The sequence below is a fragment of the Streptomyces griseoaurantiacus genome (assembly GCF_036189845.1).
In the GTDB taxonomy this organism is placed as follows: Bacteria; Actinomycetota; Actinomycetes; order Streptomycetales; family Streptomycetaceae; genus Streptomyces; species Streptomyces griseoaurantiacus.
Genome location: NZ_CP108326.1, coordinates 591175 through 603916, shown reverse-complemented (window position 1 = coordinate 603916; position 12742 = coordinate 591175). Strand labels below are relative to the sequence as shown.

Below are 12742 nucleotides of genomic sequence, written 5' to 3'. Positions count from 1 at the left end.
CCTTCGTGGCCTTCGTGGCCTTCGTGGTCCTTCGGAGCGAGAGCCGGTCCCGCGCGGGACCGGCCCCCTTACTACGCTGGATACCGGCTCGCGACCGTCTCGCGCAGCAGCCGCAGGGACTCCCGGGGGTCGAGTGCCTCGTCGGCCAGCCGGTCCAGCGCCAGCCGGTACTCCTCCGTCTCGTCCCGGTCCTCGAGGTAGTTGGCGCTCCTGATGTGCTCGAGGTAGACGACGTCCGGCAGGTGTGAGCCGCCGAAGCGGAGGTACGTCACGGGGATGGCCGGCGCGGAGGCCCGGGTCACGTCCAGCGGGATGATCTGCACGGTCACATGGGGCCGCTCGGCCATGTCGATCAGGTGGAGCAACTGCTCCCGCATGATCTCCCTGCTGCCCAGGACGCGGAGCACGACGGACTCGTCGAGAACCGCCCAGAACTGCGGGGCGTCCGGGCGCTCCAGCAGCCGTTTGCGGCGCGTCCGCAGCTCCACCCGGCGCTCCACCTCGGTCGCCGACGCGGTCGGCAGTCCGCGCTCGACGATCGCGCGGGTGTAGGCGGGCGTCTGCAGCAGTCCCGGCACGTACTGGATCTCGAAGGTACGGATGGCGGCGGCCGCCTCCTGGAGCCCGACCAGCCGGTCGAACCACTCGGGCATCAGCCGCTTGTCGTACCGCTGCCACCAGCCCGGTTCGCCCGCGCGCCGGAGCAGCTTCAGCAGGACCGAGGCCTCGTACTCGTCGACCTTGTACAGGTCGAGCAGCGCGCGCACGTCCGCCTCGACGGGAGGACGGCGGCCCTTGCCGGCCTCGATGCGGGAGAGCTTGGCGGGGCTGAACCCCAGGGCGCGCGCCGCCTGCTCCTGGGAGAGTTCGGCGTCCTCGCGGAACCCGGCGAGCTGCACGCCGACCAGCATCTTCAGCAGGGTCGGCGCGGGCTCGGTCCGGTCGAGATACGTCTCCAGGCGGGAGACGCGGTGCTGCGTGGAGGACATCCTGGCTCCCAGTCGACCGGCAGAGAACGAGACTGCATTATCGCATCCCGAGGTGTGCCGGTAGCGGAGGTCGCCGGAAGTGGCAGACCTCCGCTCCGTTTCGGCGCTCTCCCAAGTGAGCCCTCGGGTCCGGGAGTTGCCGTCCGCGTCCTCCCGTGCCTTGTCGCCCCGTGCCTTGTCGCCCCGTTCCGCCGGGAGCCGTCCTGCCGGCCCGGGGCGGTGTCTCACAGCAGGTGGTCGAACTCCCCGTCCTTGGCGCCGGCCAGGAAGGCGGCGATCTCCGCCGACGTGTAGACCAGTGCCGGTCCGTGGGGGTCGCGGGAATTGCGCATCGCGACGCCGCCGCCGGTCAGGGCGGCCACTTCGACGCAGTTGCCCTCCGCGTTGCTGTGCCGGCTCTTGATCCACCGGGCGTCCAATGAGCTTGCCTGCACTCCATTGGCTACGTGGGGCACCGCAGTCTCCTTGCTGATGTTCCGTCGTTCAGTGGATCGCACGCGGGCGCCGGCCCGTGGCGGACGCCGGCCGGGCGGCGGGGTCCGCATCCGGCCAACTTCCATGAAATTTCCCGTGCAATTGCACGGACTCGCTTGTGGCATGGATAATAGCAGCGGCGTCAACCCCCGCCCCGGCGGCGTGAACTGACGTGACATCAGGCAAGTGCCGTGTCGTGGCGGAGTGGGACCGCGGGCACCGCAGACTCACGACCTGCGCGTACAGCCGGCTTCGCCGCACAACCGACGTGAGCGCCGTGGAAGGGCCCGACATCATGAGTGCCGCTACAACCGAGCAGACCGGAACGGAGCACCGGCCGGCGACACCGGCCGCGGCGGACGTCACGGCACCGCTGAGAAACCTCTCGCGGGTGCCCTGGGGCCGGATGCGTGACTCCCGGGGCTCCGCGGCGGCCGTCCCGTCCCTGCTGAACCTGCTGGCCTGGGGCGAGGAGGCGGTCGCCCGCACCGCCCTGGCCGAACTGCGCGAGCGGATCTGCCAGTACGGCTTCGTCGTGGAACAGGCCACCGCGCCCACGGTGCCCTTCCTCTGGGAGATCGCCCGGCTTCCGCACGCCGCCTGCCGCGCCGGGGTCGTCGACCTGCTCAGGAACATCGCCGAGGCCCGCCAGTGGGAGCTGACGGCCCGCTCCTATCCGAAACTGCTCCACCAGGGCGAGGACTGGGTCGGCTGGGAGCGTCAGGCCCGCCGCGCGGTCCGGGCCGACCGGCACCTCCTCGCCCCGCTGCTCACCGAGAACGATCCGGAACTCGCCACCGCGGCCTCGGCGCTCGCCCGCACGCTTCACATGTGACCCGGGCGGCGCCCTCCGGCTCCGGTCAGGCCCCGTGGGGGAAGGCCTCCGGAGCAGTCCGGCGCCGGGTTCCCGCGCGTGGCCCATGGGGGACGGGGCCCCGGGAACCCGGCGCCGGCACGACGCGAACGGGCGGAGGAGCGGAAGGACCCACGGAGGGGCGCGGAGGACGCGGAAACCGGCGCGTCTGTCAAACGGTGGGTTTGCGGCGGCCTTCTCGGTGCAGACGGATGAGGAACGCACATGCGACGGCATGTACATCACATCCCGAGAGTGGAGGACTCCGTGGGCATCATCGCGTGGATTCTGATCGGTCTGCTGGCCGGCGCCATCGCCAAGCTCCTGCTTCCGGGCAAGGACCCGGGCGGCATCATCGTCACGATGCTCATCGGCATCGTCGGTGGTCTGCTGGGCGGCTGGCTCGGCAAGGTCATCTTCGGCGTGGACTCGATCGACGGTTTCTTCGACCTGTCGACGTGGATCGCGGCCATCGTCGGCTCGCTGATCCTGCTCGTGCTCTACCGACTCTTCACCGGCGACCGCCGCTCGCACCGGCACGCCTGACCGTCGGCGCTTGTCCGTCCGGCCACCTCGCGGCCACGCTCCGCGACGCCGCGAGGTGGGGCCGGACCGCCGGGCTGCCGGCACTCACTGCTCCCGCAGCCCCCAGGGCGAGCCGTACTCCGTGAGCAGATCGAGGAAGGGTCGGGCCGGAAAGGCCTCAGGGCCCAGTACACCCGCCCCCGACCAGGCGCCGGTGGCGAGCAGTTCCAGGGCGACGACCGGCTGCACGGCCGTCTGCCACACCACCGCCTGGGACCCGTACTCGGCCATCGACCACTCGTTGTCGACCACGTGGTACAGGTACACCTCCCGCGCCGCGCCGTCCTTGACGCCGCGCACCCAGGTGCCCGCGCAGGTCTTGCCGCGCATCCGCCCGCCCAGCGTCGCCGGGTCCGGCAGGCACGCGGCCACCACGTCCCGGGGCGAGACCGCCACCGGACCCGAGGCACCCGGCACGGTCACCGGATCGGTGCGGTCCAGGCCGAGCGCGTGCAGCGTCTTCAGCGTCCGGACGAAGTCCTCGCCCAGGCCGTACTTGAAGGTCACCCGGCGCGCGTCCACCCAGCGCGGAACGAGCAGCACCTCCTCGTGCTCGACGTTCACGCACTCCACCGGGCCGATCCCCTCCGGGAAGTCGAACACCTCCGGCTCGCTGAACGGGGCCGTGGTGAACCAGCCGCGCTCCGCCTCGTAGACCACCGGCGGGTTGAGGCACTCCTCGATGGTGGTCCAGATGCTGAACGAGGGCGCGAAGTCGTAGCCGTCGACGGTGAGGTTCGCGCCGTCCCGGACCCCGATCTCCTCGATCTCGTCGAAGAGCTCCTCGGCGGCGTACCGGGCGAACACGTCCGAGAGCCCCGGCTCGACGCCCATGCCGACCAGCGCCGTGGCGCCCGCCCGGGCCCACTCCTCGGCCTGCGCGAACTGCTCGTCGCCGAGCTTGACCCCGCACTCCTCGTACGGACGCTCGGGGTGCGGACGGGAGAGGGACATCGCCATGTCGAGGTAGCCGGTTCCGGCGGCACGCGCGGCACGGAAAAGGGGCATCACGAAGCGCGGGTCCGTGGCGTTGACGAGCATGTCGCAGCGGTGCCGGGCCAGCAGTGCCGCCACCGCCGCCTCGTCGCCGGCGTCCACCCGGGCGGGCAGGAAGCGGTCGTCCCCGTCGAGCGCGGCGACGGCCGCCTCGGCCCGGGCGGGGTCGTGATCGGCCACCACCATCGTCTCGAAGAACGCGCGCCGGGCCGCGATCCGGGTCAGCGCGGTGCCCACACCGCCGGCCCCCACGAGAAGTACACGCATGACGGGACTCCCTCTCTCTTCTCCGGCCCGGCCGGTCCGGCCGTCCGCTCCGGCCCGAACCGTTCCCGGGGTGCGGCCGATACAACGCCGCCGGACGGTCTAAGGTCAATGGTGTTGGCATAAGGCCGCGGCGAGGCGGGTTTCCCCGAAGCGGGGCGGGGCGGGGAGGCGGAGGGCGGGTCGGGCATGGCGAAGCCGGTGGTTCCCGAGGAGCGGCGCCGCAGGCGCAGGCCCACCAGGAGCGGCACGGTGCTCTCCGAGCGGCTGATCGTCGAGACCGCGCTGCGTCTGCTGCGCGAGCACGGCAGCGGCGGACTCAGCGCCCGCCGGCTCGGGATCGCCCTCGACTGCGACCCCAGCACCCTCTACCGCTACTTCCGCGGCATGGACGAGCTGACCCTCGCCATCGGCGACGCGCTCATCGGGCACGCCCTGAGCGGCCGGCGGCCGACGGGGGAGTGGCGGGCGGACCTGCGCGACATCGGCCTGCGCATCCACGCCGCCTACGTCGCCCACCCGCATGCGGCGCTGCTGACCGCCAACCGGGTCACCGGCCGGGCCAACGAACTGGCCGCCGACGAGGTGATCCTGGACCTGCTGCGCACCGCGGGCTTCCCGCTGCCGGACACGGTGCGGATCTACCACGCCTTCATCGACCAGACCCTCGCCTTCGCCGCGCTGGACGCGGCCTCCCTGGCGCTGCCCGAGGAGGCGCTGCGCGCGGACGAGGGCAAGTGGCGCTCGACGTACGCGCACGCGCCGGCCGAGACCTACCCGCGCATCGCGGAGGCCGCGCCACTGCTGGCCACGCGCATGGTGACCAGCGCCTACCCGACGGCCCTGGACATGCTGCTGAACAGTGCGGCCGCCCAACTGCCCCGGCGGTGACAGACGTTCCGGCCCTCGCCGCCGGGCACCCGCGGTGGTGCCGAGGAAGGGAACCGGCTTCGCGGGCAAAGCCGAACGGATCTTCTTAAGCGCGTCTTAAAGGCCGGTTAAGCGATCCTCGCTTCCTCACCTCGTTCACCAAAACCGCACGTCAGCGCGTTTTCCTTGCCGTGCAAGGAGGTTGGCCCCCGCAGCCGTCGTGCGTAGCATCTGAAACCCGCCGACGGCTTCCGGTCGAGCTGAGAGCGCTCTCAGTTCCTGGGCGCGTTCCGCGCTCCCCCGGCCGCCTGCCGCCCGGCACCGAGTCACCCCATGTTCCCGACCCCCGCGCAACTCGTCCCACCCCCGACTCTCCCCGACTCCCCACAAGACAAGGTGTGTTCAGCCATGGCTGCTCATCGCGCACGCCGATGGTCGCTCGGAGGACTCCTCGTCCTGACCGCGGCCGCCCTCGTGACCACGCTCGTCATCATGACGACCACCTCCGGCGCCAACAGGGCCGAGGCCGCCCCCGCCGCGGCCTCCTGGTCCGACGACTTCGACGGCGCCGCCGGGACCGCACCCGACTCCTCCAAGTGGACGCTGGAGAACGGCGGTTCGGGCAACGGCAACCACGAGCTGCAGTACTACACGAACAGCACCTCCAACGCGTCCCTGGACGGCGAGGGCCACCTCGTCATCACCGCCCGCAAGAACAGCGACTCCGGTCTGCAGTGCTGGTACGGCACCTGCCAGTACACCTCCGCCCGGCTCAACACGGCCAAGTCCTTCACCCAGGCCTACGGCCACTTCGAGGCCCGCATCAAGATCCCGCGCGGCCAGGGCATCTGGCCCGCCTTCTGGATGCTCGGCGACGACCTGGGCAGCGCCGGATGGCCGGGCAGCGGCGAGATCGACATCATGGAGAACGTCGGCAAGGAGCCGGGCACCGTCCACGGCACCCTCCACGGCCCCGGCTACTCCGGCGCGGGCGGCATCGGCGCCGGCTACACCCTCCCCGACGGCAAGGCCTTCGCCGACGACTTCCACACCTTCGCCGTCGACTGGAAGCCCGACAGCATCGCCTGGTCGGTGGACGGCAAGGTCTACGAGACCCGCACCCCGGCCGACGTGAACGGCAACAAGTGGGTCTACGACCACCCCTTCTTCATGATCCTGAACCTGGCGGTCGGCGGTGACTGGCCGGGCAGCCCGGACGGCAACACCTCCCTGCCGCAGACCATGGTGATCGACTACGTCCACGTCAGCGCCTCCGACAGCGCCACCACCGGCGGCAGCGGCGGCGGGACGACCGGGAGGACCGGCGCGCTCAAGGGCATCGGCGGCATGTGCGTCGACGTGGCCGGCGCCTCCACCGCGAACGAGACGCCCATCCAGCTCCACGACTGCACCGGCGTCGCCGCCCAGAAGTGGACCCTCGCCGGCGACGGCACCGTCCGCGCCCTGGGCAAGTGCCTGGACGTGCGCGGCGGTGGCACCGCCGTCGGCACCCCCGTGCAGCTCTACACCTGCAACGGCACCAAGGCCCAGCAGTGGACGTACACCTCCGCCAAGGACCTCACCAACGTGGGCTCCGACAAGTGCCTGGACGCCACGGGCAATTCCGCCGCCGACGGCACCCGGCTGCAGATCTGGACCTGCTCCGGCACCGCCAACCAGAAGTGGACCCTCGTCTGACCGGCGAGAAGGCCCACCACCGGCCGCAGGCCGAGGCACCGTCCCCACCCCGCAGGCACCCCCACGCACCTCCCCCCACCCCCACCCGCACCGAGGAGCACCGCACATGAGCCCCCGTCACCAGCGCAACCTCACCCGCCGCAAGGTCCTGTTCGGTCTCGGCGGCGCCGCCGTCGGCATCCCGGCCATCGCCGCCGTTGCCCCGTACGCCCTGGCCGGGCCCGCCGACGGCAAGGCGAAGACCACCGCGGGCGGCGCGCTGCCGCTGACGATCGTCAACAACACCGGCGAGTACGCCAACGCCAGCGTGCACGTCTACATCGTCGGCAACCAGGACGGGAAGCAGGTCCGCGTCACCCCGGACGGCACGCTCGCCCCCATCTCGCTCTCCGACAACGGCGCGGACGGCTTCACCGACTACGCCCTCTCGCTGGCGAGCGGCGGCGAGACCAAGCTGTCCCTGCCGTACATGTCCGGCCGCATCTACGTCGCGCTCGGCGAGAAGTTGAAGTTCAAGGCGGTCGCCGACGGCAACGGCAACGCCGCCCTGCAGTACCCGGCCGGGTGGGTCACCTCCGACCCCAACTACAAGGTGCTGCACGACTGCGCCGAGTTCACTTACAACGCCTCCGGCATGTTCTGCAACACCACCATGGTCGACATGTTCAGCGTCCCGATGAGCATCCGGCTCACCGGCGACAAGGACCAGACGACCGGCACCGTGCGCAGCGGCGGGCGGGCCGCCGCGTTCGCCGCCGTCAAGCAGGTCGAGGAGTTCTCCAAGCTGGTCGTGGACGACACCCGGATCATCGCCCCGGGCCACGGCCTGGACGCGGGCCTGTTCGCCAAGGACTACTTCGCGCCCTACATCGACCAGGCCTGGAGCCTGTACACCGGCAAGGACCTGAAGGTCACCACCAACGCGGGCACCTTCACCGGCCGGGTGCGCGGTGAGCAGCTCACCTTCGGCGGGCCCGCCTCCGTCTCCTTCGCCAAGCCCTCCACGCGCGACGTGCTCTTCTGCGACGGAGCCCTGGCCGCCCCCAACGACGGCACCACCGGCCCGGTGGCCGCCGTCCTCGGCGCCGCCTTCAACCGCTCGACGCTGGTCGGCACCGCCGCCCAGCCGACGACGAGCGCGGCCGACTTCTACCGGGGCGACCTGACCAACCACTACGCCAAGGCGGTCCACGCGGCCACCGAGGACGGCAAGGCGTACGGCTTCGCCTTCGACGACGTCGCCGACTTCGCCTCGTACATCCAGGACACCGCGCCCACCGGGATCCGGCTGACCCTGACCGGCCTGTAAAGGCCGCCGTCGGGGATCGGTCGGGGGTGAGGGGTCCGAGTCGTGCCGGGCCCCTCACGCGCGTGTGCGCACCAGCACCAGGGCGACGTCGTCGTCCGGCTCGGGGCGCAGCGTCCTCAGCAGCATGTCCCCCATCCGCTCCAGGGGCAGCCGGGAGCCCCGCAGCAGCCGGGTCAGGTTCGTCAGGCCCGCGTCGATGGGCTCGCCCCGGTTCTCGACCAGCCCGTCGGTGTAGAGCGCGAGCAGGGTGCCCGGCGTCAGGTCGACCTCCACGGTGCCGAAGTCGGCGCCGCCGACGCCGAGCGGCACCCCCGGCGGCACCTCGACCAGCTCCGCCTCCCCGTCGGGGCGCAGCAGCACCGGCGGCAGATGGCCGGCGCTGGACAGCACGCACCGGCCCCGGCGCAGGTCGCAGACCGCGTACAGACAGGTGGCGATGGTGTCGCCGAGTGAGTCCGTGATGTCGTCGAGATGGCGGAGCAGTTCCGCGGGCGGCAGGTCCAGGCGGGCCAGCGCCCGGGTGGCCGTGCTCAACTGCCCCATGATGGCCGCCGCCTGGACCCCCTTGCCCATCACGTCGCCCACCACGAGCGCGGTCCGGCCCGGCCCCAGCGGCAGCACGTCGTACCAGTCGCCGCCGACCTCGCTCAGCGCCGGCAGATAGCGCGCCGCGATGTCGAGGCCCTCGTGCCGGGCGGGCGCGCTCGGCAGCAGGCTGCGCTGCAGGGTGAGCGCGGCGGTCCGCTCCCGCCCGTACAGCCGCGCGTTGTCGATGCACATCGCGGCGCGGGTGGCGAGTTCGCAGGCGAGGACCTGGTCGCTGTCGTCGAAGGGCCGCTCGTTGCGCGTCCGCAGCAGACTGAGCGTGCCCAGCACCTCGCCCCGCGCCCGCAGCGGCACCGCCAGATAGCTGTGCACCCCGGCCTCGCGCAGGACCTTCGCGGCGTGCGTGTCCCGGGCGATGCGCCGCATCGTCGCCGCGTCGACGTGCTCGACCCGGCACGGCTCCGCCTCCCGCACGCACTGGGTGATCAGCCGCGAGGGACTGTAGACGGCGAGCTGCCCGACCGGGTCGGCGGCCCGGATGGCGTCGGTGGGATACCCGGAGGCGACCGCCAGCGCCCGGAACTCGACGTGGGTGTCCGCCATGACGGGCGCGACCATGCCGTGCGCGACCACCGACTCCAGCAGGTCCACGGCGGCCAGGTCCGCGAGGTGCGGCACCGTCACGTCGGCCAGCTCGCGCGCCGTCTGCCACAGGTCCAGCGTGCTGCCGATCCGCGCGCCCGCGTCCGCGATCACCGAGAGCTGCTCCCGCGCCCGCACCACCTCGGCCGCCGCCCTCTCGCGCTCGGTGACGTCGATGATGGCCATGGCCAGCCCCAGCACCCGCCCGCGCGCGTCCTCGATGCGGTGGTACGACTCGGAGAACGCCCGCTGCCCGGAACCGGCCGCCGTCGCCCCGACCGTCTGCTGGTCCAGGAGCGGCCGGCCCGTCTCCAGCACGCGCCGCATCCGCTCCTCGATGACCCGTGAGTCCAGCTCCGGCAGCACCTCGCCGATCCTGCGGCCCACCACCGCCGACTCCGGCAGCCCGTTGATCCGTTCGAGCGCCGGATTGACGCCGACCCAGCGCAGCCGGGTGTCGAACACGCCGATGCCGACGGGCGTCTGGGCGATGAGGATGTGGGACAGCGCCAGGTCCCGCTCCACCCTCCGCACGGTGCGGGCGTCGGTCGCCAGGCCCAGCATGTGGACCTCGCCCCGGCTGTCGTGCAGCCGCATGGTGCGGAACTCCACCGGGCGCTCGCTGCCGTCCTTGTGACGCAGCGGGAACACCCCCGCCCAGTGCTCACCCGCGCGGACCTGCGCGAACAGCTCACGGCCGTGGTCCCGCTGCGTGGAGGACACCAGGAAGTGGTCGGCGCGCTGCCCCAGGGCCTCCTCCGCCGTGTGCCCGAGGAGGCGTTCGGCCTCCGGGCTCCACAGGACGATCCACCCCTCACCGTCCAGGACCACGGCCGCGACCCGCAGCAGGTCGAGCAGCGCGCCCGGCGCCGCGGGCATCTCGTCGCCTGACGAGTCCGGATGTACGCGCATCTCCGCCGCTCCTTCCGGCGCGGCCACGGCACCGCCAAGATCTCCCGTGCGGGTCATCCGATTACGTCACAGTACGACCGCGAGGGCAACACCGGGGAAGGTCCGGATCGCCTCACGAGGACGCGTTGCGGGTGTGAAGCGCGGGGTCCGTGGGACGCGGTGCTCACCCTCCGGGGCGAGGCGGGCGACAGCGCGGCGGGTCGGGAGGCGGGAACGGGCGTCCGGGCGGGTAGGGATATCTGTGCGCCCGCACCGGAGCGCCGCCCTCACACGGCAGCAGCCCCCCATTCACGAAGGAATCCCGCCCGTGGCACTCGCACATCCCGAGGTTCCCGCAGCCCGCCGTCCCGGACGGATCTGGACGGTCCGGGTCACCGGTCACAGCGACCGTTCCGCCTCCGTCGTCTGCAGCGCCGCCTGCCGGATGCCGGCCCGCTCGCGGGACGTCGCCGCGCTGCGCCGGTTCGCCGAGGCCCACGCGGCCGCCCACGCCAAGGCGGCCACGGTGCGCGGCGACGCGTCCTGCCAGTGCCGGGTGCAGCAGTGCTCCGCCCACCAGGGCACGAAGGTCCTGTGCGGCGGCACCGTACTGCTGGTCCTGCGGCACAACCCCGCGGTGGGACGCGTCTGGACGCTGGCGGAGGTGTGCGAACGCTGCGCCCCCCTGATGACCCACGCGCGTGTGGTCGGCCGCGCGGCCCCCAGGGACACGGCGAAGCCGCCGGTGGCGCCGGGGCGGGCGGCACGGCCGCAGGCCTCCCCGCGCCCCGGGACCGAGCCGCTCGTGACGTCCGGACCCGGCACCGACCCGTCCGGAGGGCGCCGGCAGCCGGACGCACCGCGGCCCGCCCCGGCGGGGAACGGGACGCCGGGGGGCACCGGCCGTGCCGCCGCGCCGGTCCCCGGCGGCTTCACCGCGCCGGCGGCCGGGGTGCCGCAGCGGGGCGTACGCCGCACCTGAGACGGGCACCGCCACGCCGGCCCGAAACCGGCCGGGGGAGGCGCCGGAACGGGGGAGAGGCGTGCGTTCCCCACCCCGCCCACCGAGCGCGCCCGCCCCCGCCCCGGTTATCCCGAGCCGTACCCGGACACCCGGAGGGCCGACGACATCGGTTCTCCGGGAGGCATCGTGGCCCTCAGCCCACTCATCGACCGCACGGTCGTGGTGACCGGCGCCGCTCGCGGCATCGGCGCGGAGCTCGCCCGCGAGCTCGCCCGCCGCGGCGCGCGCCTCGCACTCCTCGGACACGAGGGCGCGGCACTGGAGCGGCTGGCCGCCGAACTGCCCACCCCCGCCCTCGCCCGGGAGACGGACGTCACCGACCTCACGTCCCTGGAGGCGGCGGCCGAGGAGATCCGGCGCCGCCTCGGCCCGCCCTCGGCCGTCGTCGCCAACGCCGCCGTCGCCGAGGCCGGAGCCTTCCTCGACAGCGACCCCGCCCAGTGGCGGCGCATCATCGACGTCAACCTCACCGGCAGCGCCCAGACCGCCCACGTGTTCCTCCCGGACCTGGTGCGCACGGCCGGCTACCACCTCCAGATCGGCTCACTGGCCTCGATCGGCGCCGCCCCGATGATGAGCGCCTACTGCTCCTCCAAGGCCGGCGTCGAGGCCCTCACCCACTCCCTGCGCGCCGAACTCGCCCACCACGGCGTCGCGGTGGGCATCGCCTACCTCGGCTGGACCGACACCGACATGATCCGGGACGGTGAGCGGCACGCCGCCCTGCACGAACTGCGCGGCCGGATGCCGCCGCCCGCCCACCGGATCTCGCCGGTGCCCCGGGTCGCCGTCCGCCTGGCCGACGCCGTCGAGCGCAGGCGCACCGCCGTGTACGTACCGAGGTGGCTGCGCGCGGTGCAGGTGGTGCGCGCGGCGGTGCCACCGGTCGTGCTCCGCGCCACGCGACGGCAACTTCCCCGGTCGGCCGCCCGGGAGGACATGAGCCCCACCGGGCCGCTGGGCGCCGGGGGCCGCGCCGACCGCGCCGCCACCGAGTGAGCGCGCGGGCCGCCGCCCGCCGCGCACGGTTCAAGGGCGGCCGCGCGGGAACCCGGTCCCGGACCACCGTGTGCCACCGGCACACCCGAGCCTCGCGGAGGTGTCCGTGGCCGTACGCCACCGGCTGATCAGAACCGCCCCCGAGAACGTCTGGACCGTGCTCGCCGACGGCAGCAGGTACGCCGAATGGGTGGTCGGGACCGCGTCCTCCACCCCCGTGCGCGGAACCTGGCCCGAGCTGGGCGCCGCCCTCGAGTACGAGGTCCGCCTCGGCCCGCTGTCCTTCACCAACGAGACCGTCGTGCGGCGGTGCGTCGAGGGCAGCGTCCTCGAACTCGAGGCGCACGCGGGGCCGCTGGGCACCGCCCGCATCGCCATCGAGCTGCGCTCCTGGGGCGAGCACGCGCTGGTGATCGTGGACGAGCACCCCCTGCAGGGCGCCGGGAGCGCCCTGCACAACGCGGCCGTCGAGCCGATCATCCAGCTCCGCCACCGCGCGATGCTGGCCAGGCTGGCGAAGGTCTGCGAGGAGACCGGCGACGCGATCGACGGGCATCCCGTCGCAAGGCCGGCGATGTCATGAGCCGTACGGGAACGAGCCC

12 protein-coding genes are annotated in these 12742 nt (G+C 73.0%); 8 read left to right on the top strand and 4 right to left on the bottom strand.

Annotation, left to right across the window (positions count from 1 at the left end; genetic code table 11):
• Nucleotides 1-71 precede the first annotated feature (71 nt).
• Nucleotides 72-989: a helix-turn-helix domain-containing protein gene (locus OHB09_RS02760; RefSeq protein ID WP_006140379.1), complete on the bottom strand. Its 918-nt coding sequence runs from the start codon at nucleotides 987-989 to the stop codon at nucleotides 72-74.
• A 224-nt stretch (nucleotides 990-1213) separates the two neighbouring features.
• On the bottom strand, nucleotides 1214-1444 hold the full coding sequence (locus OHB09_RS02755; protein WP_006140380.1) for a DUF397 domain-containing protein: 231 nt from the start codon (nucleotides 1442-1444) through the stop codon (nucleotides 1214-1216).
• A gap of 314 nt (nucleotides 1445-1758) precedes the next feature.
• On the opposite strand from OHB09_RS02755, the gene OHB09_RS02750 reads away from it, so the two are divergent.
• Together OHB09_RS02750 and OHB09_RS02745 are read left to right on the top strand one after the other, a co-directional pair.
• A complete protein-coding gene (locus OHB09_RS02750) occupies nucleotides 1759-2298 on the top strand; it encodes a hypothetical protein (protein WP_191854656.1) in 540 nt (179 codons plus the stop codon).
• 285 nt (nucleotides 2299-2583) lie between these two features.
• Nucleotides 2584-2862: a GlsB/YeaQ/YmgE family stress response membrane protein gene (locus OHB09_RS02745; protein WP_040895330.1), complete on the top strand. Its 279-nt coding sequence runs from the start codon at nucleotides 2584-2586 to the stop codon at nucleotides 2860-2862.
• Nucleotides 2863-2946: 84 nt separating this feature from the next.
• Here OHB09_RS02745 and OHB09_RS02740 read toward each other — a convergent pair whose 3' ends face one another.
• Nucleotides 2947-4164: a saccharopine dehydrogenase family protein gene (locus OHB09_RS02740; RefSeq protein WP_191854655.1), complete on the bottom strand. Its 1218-nt coding sequence runs from the start codon at nucleotides 4162-4164 to the stop codon at nucleotides 2947-2949.
• A gap of 186 nt (nucleotides 4165-4350) precedes the next feature.
• Between OHB09_RS02740 and OHB09_RS02735 the strand changes: the two genes are divergently transcribed.
• The 3 genes from OHB09_RS02735 (at nucleotide 4351) to OHB09_RS02725 (ending at nucleotide 8038) form a co-directional block, all read left to right on the top strand.
• Nucleotides 4351-5052 (top strand): TetR/AcrR family transcriptional regulator, encoded by a 702-nt coding sequence (locus OHB09_RS02735; RefSeq protein WP_191854654.1) that lies wholly within the window; start codon nucleotides 4351-4353, stop codon nucleotides 5050-5052.
• A 387-nt stretch (nucleotides 5053-5439) separates the two neighbouring features.
• Nucleotides 5440-6729 carry a family 16 glycosylhydrolase gene (locus tag OHB09_RS02730; RefSeq protein WP_328921559.1) on the top strand — a complete coding sequence of 430 codons (1290 nt, stop codon included), beginning with the start codon at nucleotides 5440-5442 and terminating at the stop codon, nucleotides 6727-6729.
• 106 nt (nucleotides 6730-6835) lie between these two features.
• Nucleotides 6836-8038 (top strand): beta-1,3-glucanase family protein, encoded by a 1203-nt coding sequence (locus OHB09_RS02725; protein WP_328921558.1) that lies wholly within the window; start codon nucleotides 6836-6838, stop codon nucleotides 8036-8038.
• A 54-nt stretch (nucleotides 8039-8092) separates the two neighbouring features.
• Here the strand turns inward: OHB09_RS02725 and OHB09_RS02720 are convergent, their stop codons facing one another.
• Nucleotides 8093-10138 carry a SpoIIE family protein phosphatase gene (locus OHB09_RS02720; protein WP_328921557.1) on the bottom strand — a complete coding sequence of 682 codons (2046 nt, stop codon included), beginning with the start codon at nucleotides 10136-10138 and terminating at the stop codon, nucleotides 8093-8095.
• 307 nt (nucleotides 10139-10445) lie between these two features.
• On the opposite strand from OHB09_RS02720, the gene OHB09_RS02715 reads away from it, so the two are divergent.
• From OHB09_RS02715 to OHB09_RS02705, 3 genes are all read left to right on the top strand, one after another.
• Entirely contained in the window at nucleotides 10446-11099 is a 654-nt protein-coding gene (locus OHB09_RS02715; protein WP_328921556.1) for a hypothetical protein, read from the top strand.
• Between the two features lie 168 nt (nucleotides 11100-11267).
• The gene (locus tag OHB09_RS02710; RefSeq protein WP_328921555.1) at nucleotides 11268-12140 is read left to right on the top strand and encodes an SDR family oxidoreductase; all 873 of its coding nucleotides are present in this window, start codon (nucleotides 11268-11270) and stop codon (nucleotides 12138-12140) included.
• Nucleotides 12141-12246: 106 nt separating this feature from the next.
• Nucleotides 12247-12723 carry an SRPBCC family protein gene (locus tag OHB09_RS02705; protein WP_006140390.1) on the top strand — a complete coding sequence of 159 codons (477 nt, stop codon included), beginning with the start codon at nucleotides 12247-12249 and terminating at the stop codon, nucleotides 12721-12723.
• Nucleotides 12724-12742 lie beyond the last annotated feature (19 nt).